At 69.6% G+C, this 22,159-nt stretch carries 22 protein-coding genes; 11 read left to right on the top strand and 11 right to left on the bottom strand.

The annotated features are described in order from the left end of the window. Nucleotides 1-55: 55 nt before the first annotated feature. The 4 genes from EIZ45_RS43335 to EIZ45_RS43320 all read right to left on the bottom strand — a co-directional run bounded on the left by EIZ45_RS43335 (nt 56) and on the right by EIZ45_RS43320 (nt 5,549). On the bottom strand, nt 56-1,618 hold the full coding sequence (locus EIZ45_RS43335; protein WP_134669773.1) for an acetolactate synthase large subunit: 1,563 nt from the start codon (nt 1,616-1,618) through the stop codon (nt 56-58). A 5-nt stretch (nt 1,619-1,623) separates the two neighbouring features. Then, nucleotides 1,624-3,009 carry an FAD-binding oxidoreductase gene (locus EIZ45_RS43330; protein WP_134669775.1) on the bottom strand — a complete coding sequence of 462 codons (1,386 nt, stop codon included), beginning with the start codon at nt 3,007-3,009 and terminating at the stop codon, nt 1,624-1,626. A 779-nt stretch (nt 3,010-3,788) separates the two neighbouring features. Then, nucleotides 3,789-4,289, bottom strand: a complete 501-nt coding sequence (locus EIZ45_RS43325) for a DUF3830 family protein (protein ID WP_037817111.1) — start codon at nt 4,287-4,289, stop codon at nt 3,789-3,791. A 3-nt stretch (nt 4,290-4,292) separates the two neighbouring features. Beyond that, nucleotides 4,293-5,549 carry an aspartate aminotransferase family protein gene (locus tag EIZ45_RS43320; RefSeq protein ID WP_037817109.1) on the bottom strand — a complete coding sequence of 419 codons (1,257 nt, stop codon included), beginning with the start codon at nt 5,547-5,549 and terminating at the stop codon, nt 4,293-4,295. Nucleotides 5,550-5,642: 93 nt separating this feature from the next. On the opposite strand from EIZ45_RS43320, the gene EIZ45_RS43315 reads away from it, so the two are divergent. From EIZ45_RS43315 to EIZ45_RS43300, 4 genes are all read left to right on the top strand, one after another. After that, nucleotides 5,643-7,106: an NAD-dependent succinate-semialdehyde dehydrogenase gene (locus tag EIZ45_RS43315; protein WP_134669777.1), complete on the top strand. Its 1,464-nt coding sequence runs from the start codon at nt 5,643-5,645 to the stop codon at nt 7,104-7,106. Continuing rightward, nucleotides 7,103-8,158, top strand: coding sequence for a tartrate dehydrogenase (locus EIZ45_RS43310; protein WP_134669779.1), 1,056 nt, complete (start codon nt 7,103-7,105; stop codon nt 8,156-8,158). The genes EIZ45_RS43315 and EIZ45_RS43310 overlap by 4 nt, the downstream gene beginning before the upstream one ends. Nucleotides 8,159-8,228: 70 nt before the next feature. Further along, nucleotides 8,229-8,696 (top strand): DUF4262 domain-containing protein, encoded by a 468-nt coding sequence (locus EIZ45_RS43305; RefSeq protein WP_134669781.1) that lies wholly within the window; start codon nt 8,229-8,231, stop codon nt 8,694-8,696. Between the two features lie 56 nt (nt 8,697-8,752). Continuing rightward, entirely contained in the window at nt 8,753-8,929 is a 177-nt protein-coding gene (locus tag EIZ45_RS43300; protein ID WP_205670306.1) for a GNAT family N-acetyltransferase, read from the top strand. Nucleotides 8,930-9,231: 302 nt separating this feature from the next. Here EIZ45_RS43300 and EIZ45_RS43295 read toward each other — a convergent pair whose 3' ends face one another. Genes EIZ45_RS43295 through EIZ45_RS43285 form a run of 3 tightly spaced genes read right to left on the bottom strand, consistent with a single transcriptional unit; the run spans nt 9,232 to nt 11,434 of the window. Continuing rightward, nucleotides 9,232-9,918 carry a GntR family transcriptional regulator gene (locus EIZ45_RS43295; RefSeq protein WP_043832787.1) on the bottom strand — a complete coding sequence of 229 codons (687 nt, stop codon included), beginning with the start codon at nt 9,916-9,918 and terminating at the stop codon, nt 9,232-9,234. Between the two features lie 3 nt (nt 9,919-9,921). Further along, nucleotides 9,922-10,647 carry an aspartate/glutamate racemase family protein gene (locus EIZ45_RS43290; protein WP_134669783.1) on the bottom strand — a complete coding sequence of 242 codons (726 nt, stop codon included), beginning with the start codon at nt 10,645-10,647 and terminating at the stop codon, nt 9,922-9,924. Between the two features lie 46 nt (nt 10,648-10,693). Beyond that, nucleotides 10,694-11,434: an Asp/Glu/hydantoin racemase gene (locus tag EIZ45_RS43285; protein ID WP_037817095.1), complete on the bottom strand. Its 741-nt coding sequence runs from the start codon at nt 11,432-11,434 to the stop codon at nt 10,694-10,696. A gap of 162 nt (nt 11,435-11,596) precedes the next feature. On the opposite strand from EIZ45_RS43285, the gene EIZ45_RS43280 reads away from it, so the two are divergent. The 3 genes from EIZ45_RS43280 (at nt 11,597) to EIZ45_RS43270 (ending at nt 14,455) form a co-directional block, all read left to right on the top strand. Next, nucleotides 11,597-12,544: a D-2-hydroxyacid dehydrogenase gene (locus EIZ45_RS43280; RefSeq protein WP_370318247.1), complete on the top strand. Its 948-nt coding sequence runs from the start codon at nt 11,597-11,599 to the stop codon at nt 12,542-12,544. Further along, the gene (locus EIZ45_RS43275; RefSeq protein ID WP_043832781.1) at nt 12,526-13,908 is read left to right on the top strand and encodes an amidase; all 1,383 of its coding nucleotides are present in this window, start codon (nt 12,526-12,528) and stop codon (nt 13,906-13,908) included. The genes EIZ45_RS43280 and EIZ45_RS43275 overlap by 19 nt, the downstream gene beginning before the upstream one ends. Before the next feature lie 61 nt (nt 13,909-13,969). After that, the gene (locus EIZ45_RS43270; protein ID WP_043832780.1) at nt 13,970-14,455 is read left to right on the top strand and encodes a MaoC family dehydratase; all 486 of its coding nucleotides are present in this window, start codon (nt 13,970-13,972) and stop codon (nt 14,453-14,455) included. Here EIZ45_RS43270 and EIZ45_RS43265 read toward each other — a convergent pair. Together EIZ45_RS43265 and EIZ45_RS43260 are read right to left on the bottom strand one after the other, a co-directional pair. After that, nucleotides 14,412-15,641, bottom strand: coding sequence for an MFS transporter (locus EIZ45_RS43265; protein ID WP_134669787.1), 1,230 nt, complete (start codon nt 15,639-15,641; stop codon nt 14,412-14,414). The genes EIZ45_RS43270 and EIZ45_RS43265 overlap by 44 nt on opposite strands. A gap of 120 nt (nt 15,642-15,761) precedes the next feature. After that, nucleotides 15,762-17,129 carry a wax ester/triacylglycerol synthase family O-acyltransferase gene (locus tag EIZ45_RS43260; protein WP_134669789.1) on the bottom strand — a complete coding sequence of 456 codons (1,368 nt, stop codon included), beginning with the start codon at nt 17,127-17,129 and terminating at the stop codon, nt 15,762-15,764. Nucleotides 17,130-17,313: 184 nt separating this feature from the next. On the opposite strand from EIZ45_RS43260, the gene EIZ45_RS43255 reads away from it, so the two are divergent. Further along, nucleotides 17,314-18,957, top strand: coding sequence for a thiamine pyrophosphate-binding protein (locus tag EIZ45_RS43255; RefSeq protein WP_167756717.1), 1,644 nt, complete (start codon nt 17,314-17,316; stop codon nt 18,955-18,957). Between the two features lie 147 nt (nt 18,958-19,104). Here the strand turns inward: EIZ45_RS43255 and EIZ45_RS43250 are convergent, their stop codons facing one another. Continuing rightward, entirely contained in the window at nt 19,105-19,554 is a 450-nt protein-coding gene (locus EIZ45_RS43250; protein WP_043832776.1) for a MarR family winged helix-turn-helix transcriptional regulator, read from the bottom strand. 63 nt (nt 19,555-19,617) lie between these two features. Between EIZ45_RS43250 and EIZ45_RS43245 the strand changes: the two genes are divergently transcribed. Genes EIZ45_RS43245 through EIZ45_RS43235 form a run of 3 tightly spaced genes read left to right on the top strand, consistent with a single transcriptional unit; the run spans nt 19,618 to nt 21,255 of the window. Continuing rightward, the gene (locus EIZ45_RS43245; protein ID WP_134669791.1) at nt 19,618-19,986 is read left to right on the top strand and encodes a VOC family protein; all 369 of its coding nucleotides are present in this window, start codon (nt 19,618-19,620) and stop codon (nt 19,984-19,986) included. After that, the gene (locus EIZ45_RS43240; RefSeq protein ID WP_134669793.1) at nt 19,979-20,830 is read left to right on the top strand and encodes an NAD(P)H-binding protein; all 852 of its coding nucleotides are present in this window, start codon (nt 19,979-19,981) and stop codon (nt 20,828-20,830) included. The genes EIZ45_RS43245 and EIZ45_RS43240 overlap by 8 nt, the downstream gene beginning before the upstream one ends. After that, the gene (locus tag EIZ45_RS43235; RefSeq protein WP_134669795.1) at nt 20,827-21,255 is read left to right on the top strand and encodes an EVE domain-containing protein; all 429 of its coding nucleotides are present in this window, start codon (nt 20,827-20,829) and stop codon (nt 21,253-21,255) included. The genes EIZ45_RS43240 and EIZ45_RS43235 overlap by 4 nt, the downstream gene beginning before the upstream one ends. 2 nt (nt 21,256-21,257) lie before the next feature. Here the strand turns inward: EIZ45_RS43235 and EIZ45_RS43230 are convergent, their stop codons facing one another. Continuing rightward, nucleotides 21,258-21,935 (bottom strand): GntR family transcriptional regulator, encoded by a 678-nt coding sequence (locus EIZ45_RS43230; RefSeq protein WP_037817079.1) that lies wholly within the window; start codon nt 21,933-21,935, stop codon nt 21,258-21,260. Nucleotides 21,936-22,159: the final 224 nt, after the last annotated feature.

The raw sequence follows: 22,159 nt of genomic DNA, 5'->3' as shown, positions 1-22,159 counted from the left end.
ACCCGATCACGAACTACAGCTGGAGTATTAGAACCGGCATAAACACTCACGAGCGTCAGAGCAGCGGCGGGACGGCCGCGTCGATCAGGTGCGGGCCCGGTTCGGCGACTGCGCGCCGGAACTGTTCGGCCAGCTCCTCCGCGGTCGTGGCCCGGGTCGCCGGAACGCCCATGCCTTCGGCGATCTTCACGAAATCCAGGTCCGGACGGCCGATGTCCAGCAGGTCCTTCGCGCGCGGCCCATCGCCGGACGCGCCGACGCGCTGCAGTTCCATCCGCAGGATCGCGTACGCGTTGTTGTTGAGCACCACCGTGGTGACGTCAAGGTTCTCGCGCGCCTGCGACCACAGCGCGGAGATCGTGTACATCGCGCTGCCGTCGGATTCGAGGTTGATCACCGGTCGTCGCGGAGCCGCGATCGCCGCGCCGACGGCCACCGGCATCCCGTAGCCGATCGCGCCGCCGGTCAGGGTCAGCACGTCGTGCCGCGGCGCGCCCGCGGTCGCGGCGGGGAGCATGAGACCGGACGTGTTCGCCTCGTCCACGATGATCGCGTTCTCCGGCAGCAGCGCGCCGATCACGTCGACCCAGTTCTGCACGGTGAGCGGACCGCTCGGCAGCTCCGGCCGTCCGGCCTCCTGCAAAACCGGCTCGGTGTCCGCGGCGACCAAGGCGGCGACCGCTTCGAGCGCGGCCGGGACGTCCTGCCCGACGTTCGCGAGGACGTGGACGTCCGCGCCTTCCGGGGTCAGTTCGCTCGGCATGCCGGGGTAGGCGAAGAACGACACCGGCGCCTTCGTGCCCGCGATGATCAGGTGCTTGATCCCGTCCAGCTGGTACTTCGCCTGCTCGGCGAGATATCCCAGCCGTTCGATGTTCGGCAAGCCGGCACCGCGTTCCAGCCGCGCCGGGAACGTCTCGGCGAGCACCTTCACCCCGGTCGCGGCCGCGATCCGGCTGGCCGCGCGCAAACCGGCTTCACGGCAGGCGGACCCGCCGATCAGCAACGCCACCGGCTCACCGCTGCCGAGCACGTCCGCGATCTTCTGCACGGTTGTCGAGTCGACCGTCTGCGGCACGCGCGGCGGGATCGGCTCGCACGTTTCGCCGCCCTCGCCCCACGACGCGTCGGCGGGAAGGATCAGCGTCGCGACCCGGCCCGGGGCGTCCTGTGCCGCCGCGACCGCCGCCGCGGCGTCCGCGCCGACGTCCTTCGTGTGCCCGGACCGGCGAACCCAGCCCTCGAGCGAGCCCGCGATGGCGTCGATGTCCGACTCCAGCGGGGCGTCGTACTGCTTGTGATAGGTGGCGTGGTCGCCGATCACGTTGACCACCGGCGTGTGCGCGCGCCGCGCGTTGTGCAGGTTCGCCAGGCCGTTCCCGAGACCGGGACCGAGGTGCAGCAGTGTCGCGGCGGGCTTGCCGGCGACCCGTGCGTACCCGTCCGCGGCACCGGTCACGACGCCCTCGAACAACGCGAGCACCCCGCGCATCTCCGGTACCGAATCGAGCGCGGCGACGAAATGCATTTCCGACGTGCCGGGGTTGGAAAAGCACACGTCGACCCCGCTGTCGACGAGCGTGCGGATGAGGGACTGGGCGCCGTTGAGCGTGCTCACTGTGCTCACTTTCCGGTTTGCGCGAACAGAACGCCGGGGTTCAGGATCCCGGCCGGGTCGAAGCTTTCCTTGACCCGGCGCAGCAGATCGAGCTTCGCCGGGTCTTCGAGTTTGGCGTAGTACTTGGTCTTGGTGCGGCCGAGGCCGTGCTCGCCGGAGATCGCGCCGCCGAGTTCGTACGCGTAACCGAAGATGTCGGTCAGCAGCTGCGAGCGGGTGTCCGGGTCCTTGCAGAAGATCGCCAGGTGGACGTTGCCGTCGCCGGCGTGGCCGCAGCCGATCGCGCCGCCGCCGGCGGCCATCGCCAGCTCGCGGGCTTTGGCCAGGAACTGCGGCATCGCGGTCCGCGGCACCACCACGTCGATCACGTCGTCCGCGCCCGCGGCTTTGGCGTTCCAGAAGGCTTTTTCGCGGGCTTCGATGAGCTTGCGGGCGGCTCCGCCTTCGAGCACGTAGGCGTCGATCGCGCCGAGTTCGGTGAGCAGTTCGCCGAGCGCTTCGACGTCCTCGCCGAGCCGGTCGGCCACCCGGTTTTCCAGCGCCACGGCCAGATACGCCTGGGTCCGGTCGCGGATTTCCGCCGGGACGCCAAGTTCGAGCTTGTCGTTGTAGACCATCGCGGCCATCGTCATGTTGTCGATGTACTCGAGGATCTGCGGGGCGAGACCGCTCGCGGCGATCTTCGGCACGGCCGCCATCACCTGCTCGAAATCGTCGAACGGGGCCAGCACCGTCGCGCCGTGCGGCAGCCTGGGCTGCAGTTTTACGATCACCTCGGTCACCAGCGCGAGCGTGCCCTCCGAGCCGATGATCAGCTGGGTGAGGTCGTAGCCGCTGGAGATCTTCGACATCCGGCCGCCGACGCGGATGATCTCGCCGGTCGCGAGCACCGCCTGCAAACCGGAGACGTTGCCGCGGGTGATGCCGTAGCGGATCGCGCGCATCCCGCCGGCGTTGGTGCCGACGGTGCCGCCGACGCTCGCGCTCAGCTCGCCGGGATAGACGGGGTAGGTGAGGCCGTGTTCGGCGGTCTTCGCGTCGAGTTCGGCCAGCGTGACGCCCGGCTGGACGACGGCGACGTGGTTGCCGGTGTCGATCTCGAGCACCGAGTTCATCCGCTCGAACGAGACGAGCAGCCCGCCTTCGACCGGTCGCGCCGCGGCGGACAGCCCGCTGCCGGACCCGCGCGCGGTCACCGGGACGCCCTCGGCGGCGGCGATCTTCACCAGCGCGGAGACCTCTTCGGCAGTGGCGGGTTTCGCGACGTACGCCGGTTTCTGCCCCGGCGTGCTGAGCGCCTCGTCGTGCGCGTAGTCGTCGGAAATCGCGTCACCGGTCAGCAGGTTCCCCGCTCCGACGGCCCCCGCCAGCTGTGCAGCGATCTCGCTCATGCCACTCCCTCGTGCGCGCGTGCTTCGTGGCCGCAGCCTAGCCGTTCTGGTCCGAGGCTGGCCATGAATAGTTTTCACGTTAGCCGACGCGGGCACGAAAAAGGCCACGCCGCGCGCGTGGCCAGGAAGGGAGAGAACCCAAGCAGGGACCGGCCCGCGCCAACAGGCCGGCCCCTGGGTTAATCCTCGGTGCCGGTCAGACGAGCCAGCCGAGCACGTGCGCCAGGTGCGCGAGCAGACCCGAGATCAGGTCGTGGCCGTGGTGCACGTGCTGGGTGAACATCTGCATTGAGGGGCTCCTTGTTCGGATTGTTCTTCCTTGGTGCTCTCGCGAGGAGCCATCGCAGATTTCCACCGGCCCGCTCGCGGTGTCAAAACGCGGATTTCCCTGTGCTGGCAAGGGATCGGCGGCCGGGGAATCTTCCCATGTTAAACATGTAAGGCTTTCGGGTTTGCCGCCGGGGGTGCACTGTGGACTCTTCGCCACGGTTCGTAGCGAACGCCGGCGTCGATCACCCTGGGTAGCAGACGCGCACTGCGGCAACCGGGCGGCGCGGCCCCTCGAACCGGTGAATGCGAAGCCACGATTGGTGAGTTGCCGAGGTTCACACCGCCGGGTGATCATCAGGGCTGAATCCCTTGTCCGGCCGCGAATCTTGGGCCGCGCTCATGATCGCGGAGGGTTAACCCGGCTTCACTCCGGAGGGACAATCCGGCCCGATCCGGGCAAGCGAAAGGCCGGTCCCTCCGCAGCGGAGGAACCGGCCCTGGAGCGACTGTCAGTCAGCGCGAGCGAACGACAGCGTCTCGCCTTCCACGCCGCGCAGCCACAGATCCTGCGCGGCTTCGGCCATCTCGGACAGGCCCTCCTCGATCGTCGCGAACACGTTGCCGGGCACCCAGCCCGCGTCGCCGTTGATCAGCAGGTTGTTGCGGCCGTAGAAAATCGCGAGATCGGTGGCACCCTGGTCGCTGTGCGCCTCGCTGCCCTCGTCGTAGCCGTACGCCGGATTGCCGATTTCCCACGCCTCGAATCCGAAGTAGACGACGTCGCCCGGAATCGGGGTGATGGTCGGGTTCTCGCGGCCCGGCTTGGGCTCGGCGAAGGGCGGCACGAGCGTGTAGACCTCGTTGCGCGCGTACTTCGCGTGGTAGGCCGAACCGCTCTGCGGCAGCGCGTCCCACACCGCCTTGCAGGTGCGCGGTGCTTCGTCGTCGAGCAGCCGGGCGCGGCAGGTGACGCCGCGCTTGTCGAGGCTGATGGTGATGTAGCGCGCCATGCTTCAGCTCCCCGTGACCGACGTGACGACCTCGCCCCAGATGCGCAGCGCGTCGTCGACTTGTTCCGCGTTGACGACGAGCGGCGGCACCATGCGCACGACGTTCGAGTACGCGCCACAGGTGAGCAACAGCAGTCCGCTCTTGGCAGCTGCCTGCTGCGCGGCCTGCGCGGTGGCCGTGTCCGGTTCGCCGTCCGCTGTCGTGAACTCAGTGCCCACGAGGAGCCCGAGACCGCGTACGTCGCCGATAGCCGGCGTCTTGTCCGCGATGACGCGCGCGCCCTCGAGAAGCTGACGGCCACGCTCCGCGGCGTTCTCGACCAAGCCTTCGTCCTGAATGACGTCGAGCGTCGCGATCGCCGCCGCGCACGACACCGCGTTGCCGCCGTACGTGCCGCCTTGCGACCCCGGGTACGCCTTCGCCATCAACTCTTCCGAAGCGGCAATGCCCGAAAGCGGGAAGCCGCTCGCGAGGCCCTTCGCGATCAGCACGACGTCCGGGTGGACGTCGAAGTGGTCGTGGCCCCAGAACTTGCCGGTGCGGCCGAATCCGGCCTGCACCTCGTCGAGCACCAGCAGGATCCCGTGCCGGTCGGCGCGTTCGCGCAGCCCGGCCATGAACTCGGTGTTGGCCGGGACGTAGCCGCCCTCGCCGAGCACCGGCTCGATGAAGAACGCTGCCGTCTCGTTCGGCGCGGAGACGGTCTGGAAGAGGTAGTCCAGCTCGCGCAAGGCGAACTTCGTCGCGGTCTCCTCGTCCCAGCCGTAGTGGTAGGCGTACGGGAACGGCGCGACGTGCACGCCGGACATCAGCGGCGAGATGCCCGCGCTGAACCGCGTGCCGGAGGTGGTCATGGTCGCGGCGGCGACCGTGCGGCCGTGGAAACCGCCCTGGAACACGATGACGTTCGGCCGCTTCGTCGCCTGCCGGGCCAGCCGCAGCGCGGCCTCCACGGCCTCGCTGCCGGAGTTCGCGTAGAAGAGCGAATCGAGCCCGGACGGCAGCACGTCGCCGAGCTTGCGGGTCAGTTCGAGCAGCGGTTTGTGCATGACTGTCGTGTACTGGCCGTGCACGAGCTTGCCGATCTGCTCGCGCGCGGCTTCGACCACGCGCGGGTGGCAGTGGCCGGTGCTGGTCACCCCGATGCCCGCGGTGAAGTCGAGATGACGTTTCCCGTCCACGTCGTAGAGGTAAACCCCTTCACCGTGGTCGACGACGACGGGCGTTGCCTGCTTGAGCAGCGGGGAAAGCTGGGCCATGCGGCGCCCTCCTGGGTGCGGGTGGAGACGGTTGTCGATTGTTGACAATATCCATAGCATGAGTTCGGGACAACAGGAACAGGAGCGAGCTGGATGAGCGGGATCACCGAGAACGGCGTCGTGAGCGCGGTCGGCAAGGAACTCTTCATCGGCGGCAAGTGGGTCTCCGCGCGCAGCGGCAAGACCTTCGACGTGCAGGACCCCTCCACCGGCGAGGTGCTGTGCCAGGTCGCGGACGCCGGGCCGGAGGACGGCCTCGCGGCGCTCGACGCGGCCGTCGCGGCACAGGCCGACTGGGCCGCGGTCGCCCCTCGGGAGCGCGGCGAGATCCTGCGCCGCGCGTACGACAAGCTCATCGAGCGCCGCGACGAGCTGGCGCTGCTGATGACGCTGGAAATGGGCAAGCCGCTGGCCGAGGCCGCCGGGGAGATCACTTACGCCGCCGAGTTCTTCCGCTGGTTCGCCGAGGAGGCGGTGCGGATCGACGGCGGCTACGCGGTGGCCCCGAACGGCAACGGACGATTCCTGATCGCGCGCCAGCCGGTCGGACCGACGCTGCTCATCACGCCGTGGAACTTCCCGATGGCGATGGGCACGCGCAAGATCGGCCCGGCCGTCGCCGCGGGTTGCACGATGGTCATCAAGCCCGCCGCGCAGACGCCGCTGTCGATGCTCGCGCTTACCCAGATCCTCGCCGACGCCGGACTGCCCGAAGGCGTGCTGAACGTCGTCACCACCAAGGACGCGGGCGGCGTGATGGAGCCGCTGATCCGCGACGGACGCGCGCGCAAGCTGTCGTTCACCGGCTCGACCGGGGTCGGGCGCAAGCTGCTGGAACAGTGCGCGGAGAAGGTGCTGCGCACGTCGATGGAACTGGGCGGCAACGCGCCGTTCGTCGTGTTCGACGACGCGGACCTGGACGCCGCGGTCGAGGGCGCGATGCAGGCGAAGATGCGCAACATCGGCGAGGCGTGCACCGCGGCCAACCGGTTCTACGTGCAGCGCGGCGTGGCCGAGGAATTCTCCCGCCGGCTCACCGAGCGGATGCAGGCGCTGCCGATGGGCCGCGGCACCGACGAAGGCGTCGTGGTCGGCCCGCTCATCGACGAGGCCGCGGTGAAGAAGGTGACCGAACTGGTCAAGGACGCCACGGACAAGGGCGCGCGGGTGCTCACCGGTGGCTCGCGGGTCGACGGTCCCGGGCACTTCTACCCGGCCACCGTGCTCACGGACGTTCCGGTGGACGCTCGGCTGGCCAGCGAGGAAATCTTCGGCCCGGTCGCGCCGATCACCCCGTTCGACACCGAGGACGAGGCGGTCGAAAAGGCCAACGACACCGAATTCGGCCTGGTGTCCTACCTGTTCACCAGCGACCTGAAGCGCGCGCTGCGGGTGTCGGAACGCCTTGAAGCCGGGATGATCGGCCTCAACCAGGGCATCGTGTCCAACCCGGCGGCCCCGTTCGGCGGCGTCAAGCAGTCCGGTCTCGGCCGCGAGGGCGGCACGGTCGGCATCGAGGAATTCCTGGAGACCAAGTACATCGCGGTGAACCTGTGACCCATCGGATCGCGAGCATCCCCGGCGACGGGATCGGGGTCGACGTCACGATCGAGGCGCGCCGGGTCCTCGACGCCGCCGCGGACAAGTACGGATTCTCCTTGGAATGGACCGAATTCGACTGGAGCTGCGAGCGGTACGCGAAGACCGGCGCGATGATGCCCGAGGACGGGGTCGAGCAGCTGTCGGGGTTCGACGGCATCCTGCTCGGCGCGGTCGGCTTCCCCGGCGTCGCGGACCACGTTTCGTTGTGGGGCCTGCTGATCCCGTTGCGGCGGGCGTTCCAGCAGTACGTCAACCTGCGCCCGGTGCGGCTGCTGCCGGGGACGTCCTCGGTGCTGGCCGGGAGGAAGGCCGACGAGCTGGAAATGGTGATCGTCCGCGAGAATTCCGAGGGCGAGTACTCGGAAATCGGCGGGCGGCACAACGCCGGGCGGCCGGACGAGTTCGTGCTGCAGGAGTCGGTGTTCACGCGGGTCGGGGTGGAACGGATCATCCGGTACGCCTTCGAACTCGCGCGCACGCGTTCTCAGCACGTCACGTCGGCGACGAAGTCCAACGGGCTGATCCACTCGATGCCGTACTGGGACGAGATTTTCGCGGAAGTCGCGGGCCAGTACCCGGACGTCCGCGCGGAACAGTGCCATGTGGACGCTCTCGCCGCGCGGATGGTGCAGGCTCCGGACCGGCTCGACGTGGTGGTGGCGTCGAACCTGTTCGGCGACATCCTGAGCGACCTCGCGGCCGCGATCACCGGCGGACTGGGCATGGCCCCGTCCGGAAACATCAACCCATCAGGTGAGTTTCCGTCGATGTTCGAGGCGGTCCACGGCAGTGCTCCGGACATCGCCGGACAGGGCATCGCGAACCCGGTCGCACAGATCCTCGCCGCGGCGATGCTGCTGGAGCACCTCGGGGAAACCGTTGCCGCACAAGCGATCCGCGCCTCGGTCGACGAGGTGCTGACCGCGGGCGAAACGCTCACCCCCGACCTCGGCGGAACCGCTACCACAACCGCGCTCGGCACCGCGGTGGCCGCTTCGCTCCGCTGATTTTTCGTCGGTGCCGCGCGGTTGACTCTTCCCTGACCCGCCGACGGGTCCCCGAGGGGAGGAGGAGCCGATGTGCCAGAGGTGCGAGGAACCGGAAAGACCGGAGGAGCAGTACCTGATCGAGGTGCTCGACGAGATCAGGGAGCACGGCTGGTGCGTCCAGGGCGTGCTGGGAACAGGTTCCCGGCCGCCCTGGGCGTACACCGCGGGCCTGACCGTGCAGGGCCTGCCCGAGCTGGTCGTCACGGGATTGCTGCCACACCAGGCAGTGCGGCTGCTGAACGCCGCGGCCGAACACTCGCTGCACACCGGCCCGCCGGTGCCCGGGCAGCAGTGGCTGCTGCCTCGGTTGCCGCGAGTGGAAATCGTCCAGCTCAGCGCTCCGGCGGCGCACCTGGACATCGCGGTGTGCTGCTATGGCACGGGAATCGAAGCCAGACAGCTGGTGTACGCCGACTCGGCGGGCTGGTTCCCGTGGTCTCCGCAGTACAACTCCGGCCGCGGCGGACAGCCCGTGCTGGGGGTGCGTTATGCGTGAGTTTTTGTTGCTGTTGCAGGGTTTTCCGTGGTCTCGGTTCTTGGGCACTGCGCCAGATGCTGCCCGAGGCTCGGCGGCTGGGTTTGTCTCGCGTGCTCTTGGTGTGCGAGGGGGAGAACCTGGCGTCCGCCAAGACGATCGAACGCGCGGGCGGTGTGCTGGAGGAAACCCGTCAGACCGACCACGGGCCGGTGCGGCGGTACTGGATCACGCTGGAGTCGTCGGCGAGCTGAGCCGCATCTCCTGGTCGCCACGGCGGAGCGGTGCGGACTTAGCCATTCCGTTGCTGCTGCTCGCATTGCCCGGTCGCGCTTCCAGCTTCGTGCTGCACCGGTTCGCTCGCGAGGAACGGACCGCCGTGCGGTTCGCCACCACGGGGGCAAGCGGTCCGGTCAGGTGCGGAGACGACCGCGTCGCCATCCGCCGAGCGCGGATTGCGTGTGCTTATGCGGTAATCGGGCAGCGCGGGGCGAGTGCAGGCGTGCTCCCTGCGGTGCGAGGGAGGAGAAGCGGCCGTCCGGAAAACCCGCCCGCCTCACTCCGAAACCGCGACCCCGCCCTTCAGGCTCCGTCCCGGAAGCAACCGGCTGATCGCGTCCTCCATGTGCGCGTCCAGCAGGTGCAGCGCCGTCTCCTCGTCGTCCGACCGAAGGGCTTCGATGATCCTCGTGTGCTCCTCCAGCCGGTCCTCCACGCCCTGATACGTGCTCTGCAGCAGGGTCAGGCACATCCGCGTCTCGATCAGCAGCGTCCGGGCCATGCGCACCAGCCGTTTGCTGCCGGAGGCGTTGATCAGCGCCTCGTGGAAGCGCAGGTCAGCCTCCGACAGCGCGGCCGGATCGTCCGCGGCCGCCGCCATGTCGGCCACGTTCTGTTCCAGCATCGCCGCCACTGCCTCGCGGTCGCCGCGGAACGCGCACAGCAGGGCGGCCCGTTCGACCGCCGAGCGGGCGAGGTAGATGTCGAAGACATCCTCCGGTTCGAGGTCGATCACGAACAGGCCCCGGTGGCGTTCGCTGCGCAGCAAACCCTCGGACACGAGGTGCTGCATCGCCTCGCGCAGCGGGCCGCGCGAGACCTGGAAGCGGGCGGCCAGGTCGGTTTCGCCGAGCTGGGTGCCCGGCGGCAGCGCGCCGGTCATGATCGCGTCGCGCAGCTGGCGCGCGATCACGGCGGCGGTCGATTCCCGGCTGACCGGCTCTATGTCCGGCAGTGCGACCACGGGTCAGCCCCTCGTCCGGAACAACGCGCCCAGCGAACGCACCAGCCGGGTCGTGCCGGTCAGGAGCAGGCCTTCCCACACGGTCACCTGGTTGGCGGTCAGCACCGGTTTGCCGAGCTTGGCCTCGATGTCGGTGATCTCGCCGAGTGTGCGCATCGCGGTGTCGGGCACCAGGACCGCGTCGGCGTCCGGGTGGTCGTGGCTCACCGCGAGGTCCACCACGGCCTCGGGGGCGAGCTGGCCCACCTCGGCGGCGGTGTCGATGTCGGCGCTCGACATCGACAGCACCTCGACGCCTCCCGCGGCGAGGAAGTCCACGAACAGCCGCGCGACGTCGTCGGGGTAGCTCGCGGCCACCGCGACTCGTTGCACGCCAAGGGCTTTCGCCGCGTGCACGAAGGCGAACGACGTGCTCGAGGCCGGCACTCCGGCGGCCTTGGCGAGCTGGTCGGCCTGGTTGCGCGCGCCGTCCCAGCCGTACACGAAGCTGCCGGACGTGCACGCCCACACCACCGCTTCCGGCTGGTGCTTCGCGAGCAGCCGCGCGCCTTCGGCGAGCCGGGCTTCGCTGCCGAGGTCGAGCAGTTCCGGCACGGCGTGCAGGTCGGTGCCGTAGATGTGCGCGACCGGCAGGCTGATGTCGCCGTCGGAGCCGCCGAGAAGCTGTTCCGCGAGCGGGTAGTCGTCCTCGGCCGCGTGGTCGGGGTAGATGAAGCCGATCGTGGTCACGAAACCTCCGGGATGCGCAAATTGTCGACAATATTAGCGGGACTGGTCAAGACACCTCCCGCAGCCACTGGCCGGGTCCCACGATGGGCAGCTGCATCCGGCGCAGGCACGCCCACATCGTCAGCTGGTTGGCGGTCAGCACGGGTTTGCCGAGCGCCTTTTCCAGCGGTTCGATCAGGTCGAACGTCGGGAGGTTGGTGCAGCTGACGAAGATCGCCTCGGCGTCGCGGTGGTCCGCGGCCAGGATCCGCTCGGCGATGGTGCGGTAGCTGACCTTCCAAATGCCGCCGCCCAGTCCGAGGTGGTCGCTGGACACCGTGGTCACGCCGACCTCGCCGAGGAAATCGTGGAGTTTGCCGGTGAGATCGGCGTCGTAGGGCGTGAGCACCGAGACCCGGTGCAGGTCGAGCTGGTGCAGCACCTCGACCAGCGCCCCGGACGTGGTGACCGCGTCCGGCGCGCCCGCGTCGCAGATCGCCTTGGTGAGGGAGCGTTCGTAGTCGATGCCGTTCACGAAGCTGCCCGAGGTGCACAGGTACGCGACCACCTCCGGCTCCACGTGCAGCACGTCGCGCGTGGCCGCGGCGAGGTGCCTGCTGTCGCTCACCAGTTGCGCCATCTCCATGCTCACCGGAACCGGTTCGTAAGGGGTGCGGGCGAGATGCAGCGACACCTCCATCGGCACCCAGCGCCACAGCTCGCGCTCGAGCGCGAGGTCGAACGGCGCGATCACGCCGATGCCGCGCTGGGCGAGCGGGCCCTCGAACGCGAGGAAGTCCAGATCCAAGGTTCAGCCTCCGGAATACGCCTGTGCCGATGCCCGTCCGGTGCTCCGGGGGTGGTCCTCGGATTGTTGACAATCATACGAGCCACTTTTACCGTGTCAATCGTGACCGCCCCGGAAAATCCCGTACTGGCAGTGCTCTGCGGGGCAGACCATCCACCGGACATGGCCGCTATCGAAGACGCGGCGGTAGTTCGTTACACCGACGAGCGCGGCCTCGCCGGTGCGCTGGCCGGCGCCGATGCGCTTTTCGTCTACGACTTCCTGTCCGGGGCCGTCCCCGGCGCCTGGCCCGCCGCGGACCGGTTGCAGTGGCTGCACATCGCGAGCGCCGGGGTCGACCCGGTGCTGTTCCCGGGGCTGCGCGAGAGCGACGTCGTGCTCACGAACTCGCGCGGGGTGTTCGACGACGCCATCGCCGAGTACGTGCTCGGCGTCGTGCTGTCGTTCGCCAAGGACTTCGCGCGTTCGCTCGACCTGCAGCGCGCCGGCACGTGGCAGCACCGCGAGACCGAGCGGATCGCCGGGCGGGAGGTGCTGGTGGTCGGCACCGGACCGATCGGCAGGGCCATCGCGCGGATGCTGCGCGCGGCCGGGATGCGCGTGTCCGGAGCGGGGCGGCGGGCCCGGGTCGGGGACCCGGACTTCGGCATCGTGCACGAATCCGCCGGGCTGACGGGGTATCTGTCCGAGTTCGACTACGTCGTCGCGGTCGCGCCGCTCACCGACCAGACCAAGGGCATGTTCGACGCCGCCGCGTTCGCCGCGATGAAACCGTCCGCGCGCTTCGTCAACGTGGGGCGCGGCGAACTGGTGGTCACGTCCGATCTGGTCGCGGCGCTGCGGGCGGGGGAGATCGCCGGCGCCGCGCTCGACGTCTTCGAAACCGAGCCGCTGCCCGCCGAGAGTCCACTGTGGACCATGCCGGACGTTCTGCTGTCCCCGCACATGTCGGGGGACTTCCTCGGCTGGCGGCGGACGCTGGTAGAGGTGTTCGCGGGGAATTTCCGGCGCTGGCTCGCCGGGGAACCGCTCTGGAACGTCGTGGACAAACGGCTCGGCTACGTGCCGTCCGAATCGCAGGGAGGCGCCGGATGGGCGACCGGGAATTGACCGCCAGCGAACTCGTCGCCGCCTACGCCACCGGCGAACTGTCGCCGGTCGAGGCGACCAAGAGCGCCCTGCAGAACATCGAGGACCGCGACGGCGAGGTCAACGCCTACTGCCTCGTCGACGCCGACCGCGCGCTCGAACAGGCGAAAGCGGCCGAGGCGCGCTGGCGCGACGGGAATCCGATCGGTGCGCTCGACGGCGTCCCGGCGTCGATCAAGGACATCTTCCTCACCCAGGGCTGGCCGACGCTGCGCGGTTCCACGAGCATCCCGGCCGACCAGCCGTGGGAGGTCGACAGCCCGGTGATGGCGCGGATGCGCGAGGCGGGCCTGGTCGTGCTGGGCAAGACCACCACGCCGGAGATCGCCTGGAAGGGCGTCACCGACAGCGCGCTCGCGGGCATCACGCGCAATCCGGTGAACCCGCGGATGACGGCGGGCGGGTCCAGCGGCGGCAGCGCGGCCGCGGTCGCGGCGGCGATGGGCGAGCTGTCCGTCGGCACCGACGGCGGCGGCTCGATCCGGATTCCCGCGTCGTTCTGCGGAATCGTCGGCATGAAGCCGACGCACGGCCGGGTCCCGCTGTTCCCGGCGAGCCCGTTCGGCCCGCTCGCGCACGCCGGTCCGATGGCGCGCAGCGTGGACGACACGGCGTTGCTGCTGGACGTTCTCGCGTTGCCGGACCACCGCGACCCGACCGGGCTCGCGCCGCCGATCAGCGCGTACCGCGAGGCAGTGCGGCGCGACGTGCGCGGGCTCATCGCCGCGTACTCGCCGACGCTCGGTTTCGCCGACGTGGACCCGGAAGTCGCGGCGATCGTCCAGTCTGCGGTGCAGTCCCTCGCCGACGCCGGACTGCAGGTGGAGCAGGCCGACCCCGGATTTGCCGACCCGAAGGACGCCTTCGACGTGCTGTGGTCCGCGGGCGCGGCGAAGTCCCTCGAAGCGTTCCCGCCGGGCAGCGAGTCGCGGATCGACCCGGGCCTGCTCCGCGTGTGGGAACAGGGCCGCACCTACTCGGCGGGCGACTACCTCGACGCGACCGCGGAACGCGCCGCGCTCGGCATCCTGATGGGCGAGTTCCACACCCGCTACGACGTGCTGCTCACGCCGACCGTCCCGATCCCGCCGTTCGAGGCCGGCCACGACGTGCCGCCGGGCAGCGGGATGACCGAATGGCCGGAGTGGACGCCGTTCACCTACCCGTTCAACATGACGCAGCAGCCCGCGATCAGCGTCCCGGCCGGGCGCACCGAATCGGGCCTTCCGGTGGGGCTGCAGATCGTCGGTCCCCGGCATTCGGACGACCTGGTGCTGGCGGTGGCGAAGCTGCTCGAGGAGGTCCGGCCCTGGGCCGCGCCGTGATGTCCGCGCGGGAGACTCTCGGCACGTTTCGCCGGTGACAAGCTGTGGCAGGCTGTCCCGCATGACCGAGTTCACCGCGCCCATCGACGACCGCTGGTTCGAGGACTACCCCGAGGGATCGGTGTACGAGTTCGGCGACACGACCGTTACCGAGGCGGAGATCGTCGAGTTCGCCGAAAAGTACGACCCGCAGAGCTTCCACGTCGATCCGGTGGCGGCGAAGGAGGGCCCGTTCGGCGGGCTGGTCGCGAGCGGCTGGCACACGTCGAGCCTGATGATGCGGATGTTCGCCGACCACTACCTGTCGTCGGTCGCGAGCCTCGGCAGCCCGGGTGTCGACGAACTGCGCTGGCCGCGGCCGGTGCGGCCGGGGGACCGGCTGCGGATGAGGGCGACCGTCACCGAGGCGCGGCTGTCGAAGTCGAAGCCCGACCGCGGCCTCGTGCGCACCAAGATGGAACTGTTCAACGGCGACGACGAGCTGGTGTTCAGCGCGAGCGCGGTCAACTTCCTGTCGGTGCGACCGGTGCCGCCTGCCGGTTCGTGAGCTGCCGGATCTCCCGGCTGCACAACGCGAGCCCGGTCGCGACGACAACCAGCACCCCGCACGTGACGAGCACCGTTTCGCGGCCGAAGTGCTGCACAAGGGGACCCGCCGCGATCTGCCCGAGCGGCATCGCGGCGATCGACCCCAGCATGTCGTAGGAGTAGACGCGCGCCAGCCGGTCCGGCGGGACGTGTTGCTGCAGTGAAACGTCCCAGGCGACGCTGAACTGCTCCATCGCCAGCCCGGCCACCAGCATCGCGATCAGCGCCGGGACGAGCGACGGCCACCAGCCGAGCGTCAGTGCCGGCAGCGCGTCCATCGTCACCAGAGCCACCCCGAGGAACAAGGCGTGCCGCGGTTGCCAATGCGCGGCGACGAGCCCGCCGAGCAGCGCGCCCGCGGTCTGCATCGCCAGCGCCAGTCCCCAGCCGGACCGCCCGAACGTCTCGTCCGCCACCACCGGCCCGATGACCGTGAGCGCGCCGAACCCGGCGGCGTTGACGACGGCGAACTGCGCCACCACCGCCCACACCCAGGTGCGGGACCGGAATTCGTGCCATCCGGCGATCAGATCGGCGATCGGCCTGCTGCCCGGCGCTCGTTCGGCGCGCGGCAGCCGGACCGCGTGGTAGGCGAGCGCGGCGGCGAAGAACAGCAGCGCGTTGACCGCCAGCGCCCAGCCGGATCCGACCGCCGCCACCGCGACCCCGGCGACTCCCGCCCCGGCGATGCGACCGCCGTTGACCAGCAGCCGCAGCAACGCGTTCGACGGGGCCAGCAGGTCGCGCGGCACGGTCTGCGGCGTGATCGCCGCCGACGCGGGCAGCGACATCGCCGAGACCGCGCCGTTGACCACGCTCAGCGAGATCAGGAACGGGACCGAAGAGAATCCACAAAGGACACTCGCGGCGATCAGCGCCTGGCTGAGCCCGGCCGCGATCTCGGTGCCCTGGAGGATCACCGCGCGCGGCAGCCGGTCCGCGAGCACGCCGCCAAAAAGGAGCAGCAGCACGTTCGCGAGCGACCGCGCCCCGACGACCAGCCCGAGATCGACCGCCGACCCGGTGCGGTCGAGCACCGCGAACGCGAGCGCGACCGGAGCGACCGAATTGCCGAAGGTGCCGAGCGTCCGCCCGGCGGCGAGGGCACGGAAACTGCGGTGCCGCAACGGCTCCAGGAGGCTCACCGGCCGAGCCTCCCGCGGCTGTCAATCGAATAACCAGCGGCAGCGACGCTGTCTCCGGCGCATCCGGACGACGGTACGTGAGGGTTCCCCTCACGTACCCGCCGTTGTTCAGTGACCGGGCTACCCCCGGGTCGCGAACTCCAGTTCGGCGAGCGCGGTGTCCAGATGCGTCAGGATCCGCTGCAGGTGCGGGACACTGCGCCGGCACCCGGTGACGCCGAAGTCGAGATTGTCCCCGTTGCTGGTCAGCGTGATGTTCAGGGCTTGCCCGTCGAGCAGCACCGACGCCGGGTAGATGCCGTCGAGCGCCGCGCCGTTCCAGTACATCTGCTTGCGCGGGCCGGGCACGTTCGAGATGACCAGGTTGAACGGCGGCCGCGTGTTGCCGACGACTCCGGGGATCGGCGACGCGCCCAGCTGGGCCACGTTGATCCCGGACAGCAGCAGCGTCTGCAGCGGCGACAGCTGCGAAAACAGCTTCTTGCCGTTCGACATCGACTCCGAAATCGCGGCCAGCCGCTGCGCCGGATCGGTCAGGTCGGTGGCGAGGTTGCACAGCAGCGCGCCGATGTTGTTGCCGGTCGCGTCGCCGGAGTCGCGGCCGCGCAGCGACACCGGGACCATCGCGACCAGCGGCGCGTCCGGCAGCGCGCTCTGCTCGATCAGGTAGTCGCGCAGCGCGCCGGAGCACATCGCGAGCACCACGTCGTTGCGGGACACGCCCGCGGCCGTCGCGACCTCGCGCACCCGGTCGAGCGGCCAGGACTGCGCGGCGAACCGGCGTGCGCCGCCGATCGGCACGTTCAGCATCGTCTTCGGCGCCTGCATCGGCAGCGTGAGCCGGTGCTCGCGGAACGCCTCGCGCGCCACCTTCGCCGCGGCCGGCGCGATGCCCGCGACCTGCTCGAACGTTTTGCCCACGAGGGCGAACGGCGACGCGGAGGCACGGCCGTTGCGGTTCGCGGCCGGCTTGTCGCGCGAACCCCACGGCGGCGGGCAGCCCAGGTCAGCGGGGTCGTCCGACAGCGTGCCCTGCAGATGCCGCAGGGCCGAAACGCCGTCCATCAGCGCGTGGTGGATCTTCGAGTACACCGCGAACCGGCCGTCGCGCAGTCCTTCGATGAGGTGCGTTTCCCACAGCGGCCGGTGCCGGTCGAGCAGCGTGCTGTGCCAGCGCGAGGTGAGTTCGAGCAGTTCGCGGATCCGGCCCGGCTGCGGCAGCGCGGAGTGCCGGAAGTGGTAGTCGAGTTCCAGATCGGTGTCGCGCGACCAGCGCACGTGCCCGACGGTGTTCACCGGACGGCTCGGCCGCATCCGGAACACGCCGCGCATGTTGTCCGATTCGAGGAGGGAGCGGCGGAGGTCGCGCAGATAGTCGTCGCCCGCGCCGTCGGGTTTGCGGAACAGTTGGAGCCCGCCTACGTGCATCGGGTGCTCGCGGGTCTCGACCATCAGGAACATCGAGTCGGTCACCGGCATCAACGGCATTCGGCCACCCCTTTCCGCTGCCGCGGGGACCTCGGCGTCCCCGGCACCCGGAGTGTACGCACGAAAAAGGCGGCGCCTCAGATCTCGCGGCCGGACGGGGGACAGCGGGGCCGCGCGGCGATGACAATCCCTGTCCGGTGACGTTGTCTGCAGCTGCTTACGCGAGGCGGATACCATCGCTGGCGTGGCAGGACGGACTGGAGCTCAGCAGCTGGGGGACGCGCTCACGGCTCTCGGGACCGAGGTGGTGTTCGGCCTGCCGGGAGTCCACAACCTGCCGCTGTGGGAGGCGTTGGCGGACACCGGGATCCGGCTCGTCAACGTCCGGCACGAACAGACCGCGGGGTACGCCGCCGACGGTTATGCGCGCAGGACGGGAAAACTCGGCGTCGCGCTCGTGACCACCGGACCCGGCGCGGCGAACACGCTCGGTGCGGTCGGCGAAGCGATGGCGTCCGCGGCTCCGGTGCTGGTGATCGCGACGGACATTCCGTCGACGCTGCGCCGTCCGGGTGTCGTGCGCGGAGTGCTGCACGAAACCTCCGATCAGCAGGCGATGTTCGCCCCGGTGACGAAAGCCGGTTTCACGGTGCACCGCGCGGACCAGATCGCCGCGACGTTGCACCGCGCCGCCCGGCTCGCGCTGATGCCGCAAAGCGGTCCGGTGTATTTGGGCATTCCGACCGATTTCCTCCGCGAGACCACGCCGCCGCGCGAACCGCCCGCGCCGCCCGCCGAACGCGTGCTCGACCTGCCGGATCTGCCGCGCGCGGCGGAGCTGCTGGCGTCCGCACGCCGTCCGCTGATCTGGGCGGGCGGCGGCGCGTTGCGCTCCGAAGCGGGCGAAGCGATCGGGCATCTCGCTGAACGGCTGGCCGCGCCGGTGGTCACCACCTTCGGCGCGCGCGGTCTGCTTCCGCCCGAACATCCTTGCCTGGCCCCGAATCCGGTGCACGCGCCGGAGGTCGGGCAGCTGTGGGACGAGGCCGACGTGGTGCTCGCGATCGGCACCGATTTCGACGGCCTGATGACGCAGAACTGGCAGATGCCCGCGCCGCCGAAGCTGATCGCGGTCAACGTCGACGCGGGCGACGCGGCGAAGAACTACCGGCCGGACGTCGCCCTGGTCGGCGACGCCCGCCGCGTCGTCGAATCCCTGCATCCGGATCCGCGGCCCGGCCTGGACGAACTGACCGCGCGGCTGGCCGGCATCGGCCGCCGGGTGCGCAGGCGCATCCGCGACGAGGAACCGCAGGCCGCCGACTTTCTGTCCACTTTGGAGGAAGTGCTCCCCGCGGACGGGACGATCGTCACGGACATGTGCGTCGCCGGATACTGGATCGGCGGCTTCCACCGGGTCCGCGCGCCGCGGCGGCTGGCGTACCCGATGGGCTGGGGCACGCTCGGCTACGGCTTCCCGGCGTCGCTCGGCGCGGGCGCGGCGGCCGAGGCGGCGGGCGGCGGGCGCGTTCTGTGCGTCACCGGCGACGGCGGTTTCCTTTACGCGGTAGGGGATTTGGCGACGCTCGCCGAGGAACAGCTGCCGGTGACGGTCGTGGTCGTCGACGACGGCGGCTACGGCATGCTGCGCTTCGACCAGGACCAGGAAGGACTGCCGCACCGCGGGGTCGACTGGGACAGCCCGGATTTCGTCGGACTGGCCCGTTCGTTCGGCGTGCACGCGGACCGGGTGTCCGGCTTCGGCCGCGCGTTTCGCCGTCTGCTGAGCGAATTCGTCGAGTCGGACGAGCCGAACGTGCTGGTGGTGCGCGCGAAACTGAAGCCGCCGCTGAACACTTCACCACGCTGGTACCGCAAACCGCGCTGAGCTGAGGGATTCGCACTACCGGCCGACGAGATGCGCCGGACGAGGCGAACGTACGTGAGGGGAACCCTCAGGGAATCTGAGTACCTCAGGGTTCCCCTCACGTACATTCGCCGGGACCACGCGGCCCGGCCGGTGCTGCGGAGCGAACTATCCGCCGTCCCGCAGGGAACTGGCCATGCTGCGCAGGATCCGGAACGCGTCCGCCTGCTCGGCCTCGGTCAGCCCGGACAGCATCCTGACCTCGACGGCCCGGACCGCGGCGCTCGCCTTCTCCAGGCTCCGCCGTCCGCGCGGTGTGAGCCGGGCGGGAAGGGCCTTCCCGACGGGCGCTTCCGCGGGCCTGGTCACGTAACCGTCCCGCTCCAGGGCCTGGAGCAGCACGTTCATCGACTGCCGGGTCACGAACGTCCCGCGCGCGAGTTCGGAATTCGACAGGCCCGGCCGCTGCGCCAGCAGTTCGAGGCAGGAGTAGTGCGTCACCGTCATCCCGAGCGGACGCAGCACCTCCTCCATGGCCGCCCGCAACGCGCTCGACGTCTCTTTCAGCAGGTAGCCCAGCGACCTGTCCAGGTCGACCCCGGTGCCGTCTTGACTCATGTCAGGATTCTGACATACAGTGGCTCGTGTCAGGAACCTGACACGAAGAAAAGGAGCAGCACCGTGCCCGCCATCGGCCCCGATTTCCTCTCCCTCCAGGCGCGTGACCTGGACGCTTCCCAGGCGTTCTACGAGCGCTACCTCGGCCTCGTCCGCTCGCCGGCCGGGCCGCCGCACGCCGTCGTCTTCGAGACGAAGCCGATCGCGTTCGCCCTCCGCGAGGTCGTTCCCGGCACTGACCTCGCCTCCGTCGCGCAGCCCGGCATCGGCGCCGCGATCTGGCTGCTCGCCACCGACGTCCAGGCCATTCACGACGCGCTCGTCGCCGACGGGCGCCCCATCGTCTCCGCGCCGATCGACGGTCCCTTCGGCCGCACGTTCACCTTCGCCGACCCCGACGGCTACCACGTCACCCTCCACGACCGTGGCTGAGGCGAGCACCCTCGTTTTCGGGGCTACCGGAGCACTCGGCCAGCATGTCCTGGACGCGCTGGCCGAGCGGGGCAGGAGTCCCGAGACGATCACCGCGGCCGGACGCAACCCGGCGCGTCTCGCGGAACTCGCGTCCGCTGGGTTCCGCGCCGCGTCCGTCGATCTGTCGGATGAGGCGGGCGTCGCGGACCTGGTCGCGCGGCATTCGGACATCGTGCTGATCTCGGGCCGCGACGAGAATCGCCTCGCGCAGCACAAGTCGGTCATCGAAGCCGCGAAGAACGTCCGGCACGTCTACTACACCAGCGGAGTCCGAGCCGACGACGACCGGTTCGAGATCAACGCGGACCACCGGGCGACCGAGAAGGCCCTTGTCGAGTCTGGCGTGCCGTACACGATCCTGCGGAACACTTGGTACATCGAGAACTACGTCCAGTCGCTGGCCGGCCCCCGCTTCACCGGCGTTTTCGCCGCGGCGACCGGTGACGCTGTTGTCGCGGCGGCCAGCCGGAAGGATCTGGCCGAGGCGCTGGCCGTCGTGGTCACCACCGAAGGGCACGACAACGTCACGTACAACCTTTCCGGCGACACGGATTTCACCTACGCCGACATTGCCGAAGCGATGTCGGTGGTGCTGGAGCGGGAAGTCGCCTATCAGCCGGTCGCTCCCGGGGAATTGCGGGCGCTGCTCCGCAAAACGGGGATGGCCGACGAGCTGGCCGATTTCCTGGTCAGTCTCGACGAAACCATCGCTGCCGGGGTTTTCGCGCGGGTCGGCGACGATCTTTCCCGGCTTCTCGGCAGGCCGACGACCGGTCTCGTCGAAGGGCTGACCGCGAAGTGAACGCCTTTGCCCAGCGCTTCTGGATCAACACCGTCAGCCTTGACCACGTGGAAGCCGCCGTCGAGGGCGGCTTCACCCAGGCGGATCACGGTGCGGGCAAACGTCTTCGCCAGCCGCGTCCCGGCGACGAGATGATTTTCTACTCGCCGCGCACGAGCTTGCAGGGCGGCGCGCCCGTCCGGCAGTTCACCGCGTGGGCCACCATCACCGGCGAAAAGCCTTACCAGGCCTATGTCAGCGACGACTTCCGGCCGTGGCGGCTCGCGGCTTCCTTCCACGCTTGCACGCGGGTGGACGCGAAGCCGCTGGTCGGCCAGTTGTCGTTTGTCACCGACCCCGCGCATTGGGGTCTGCCGTTTCGCCGCGGTCTGTTTCCCGTGCCACAGCAGGATTTCGCGACGATCCTCGCGCGGATGACCGCGTGAAGTCAGCTGTGGTGCGCGTCCGCGTCCCAGCTGAGGAACGCGTCCAGCGTCGCTGACCGGTGCGCCCGCGCGCAGTGCTCGATCCATTCGGCTCCGGAACCAGAACGGATCAGGTCCAGCAGCTGGTCGTGTTCGGCGACGGAGGCGAGCGCGCGGGCGGGCACGAACGAGAAGGTCGAATCGCGGATCGTGGCGAGCTGGGCCCAGCCCTTCTTGACCAGGTCGACCAGGCTCGGATTGGGGCAGCGGGTGTAGAGCACCTCGTGGAACTCGTGGTTGAGCCGGGTGAATTCGACCGGTTCGAGCTGGCCGAGACCGGCGCGCATCCGGTCGTTGAGCTCGCCCGCCTCGGCGAGGTCGTCGGCCGTCAGATGGGGCGCGGCGAGCGCGGTCGCCGCGCTTTCCACGATCGCGAGCATCTGCATCGTGTGCTCATAGCCGACCGGATCGATCGCCGCGACGGTCGCGCCGACGTTGCGCTCGAAGTGCACGAGGCCCTCGGCCTGCAGCAGCCGCACCGCTTCCCGCACCGGGACCGTGCTCACGTCGAATTCCTTGGCCAGCGAACCCAGGACGAGCCGGTGCCCGGCTGGGTATTCGCCCGCGGTGATCCGGGACTTCAGCACCTGATACGTGTGCTGGCTCTTGCTCAGCCCCGCCTGCTCGTGCGTGGTGGACATCCCTGTCGCCTCCCCTTCGCCACCCGCCTCGGCGGGGTGTCCAGGCAACCGTAACCGGTCCGTTCGCTCTGCTAAATAATATACCATCTGCCCGCTCCGGCCACCGGTTGGAATGCGCAGGCACGCTGCCAGTTTCAACCAATGTAGACAAAAGTCCTGCTCAGTTACCTGATTGAGGCTTGTCGGGATGACGGCTGATTATATACGATCTGCCACGGCCTGAA

Origin of the sequence: Amycolatopsis sp. CFH S0740 (assembly GCF_004522315.1) — a bacterium.
GTDB lineage: Bacteria > Actinomycetota > Actinomycetes > Mycobacteriales > Pseudonocardiaceae > Amycolatopsis > Amycolatopsis nivea.
Note: the sequence above shows the minus strand (reverse complement) of the source record. Positions and strands in the feature narration are given on the sequence as shown.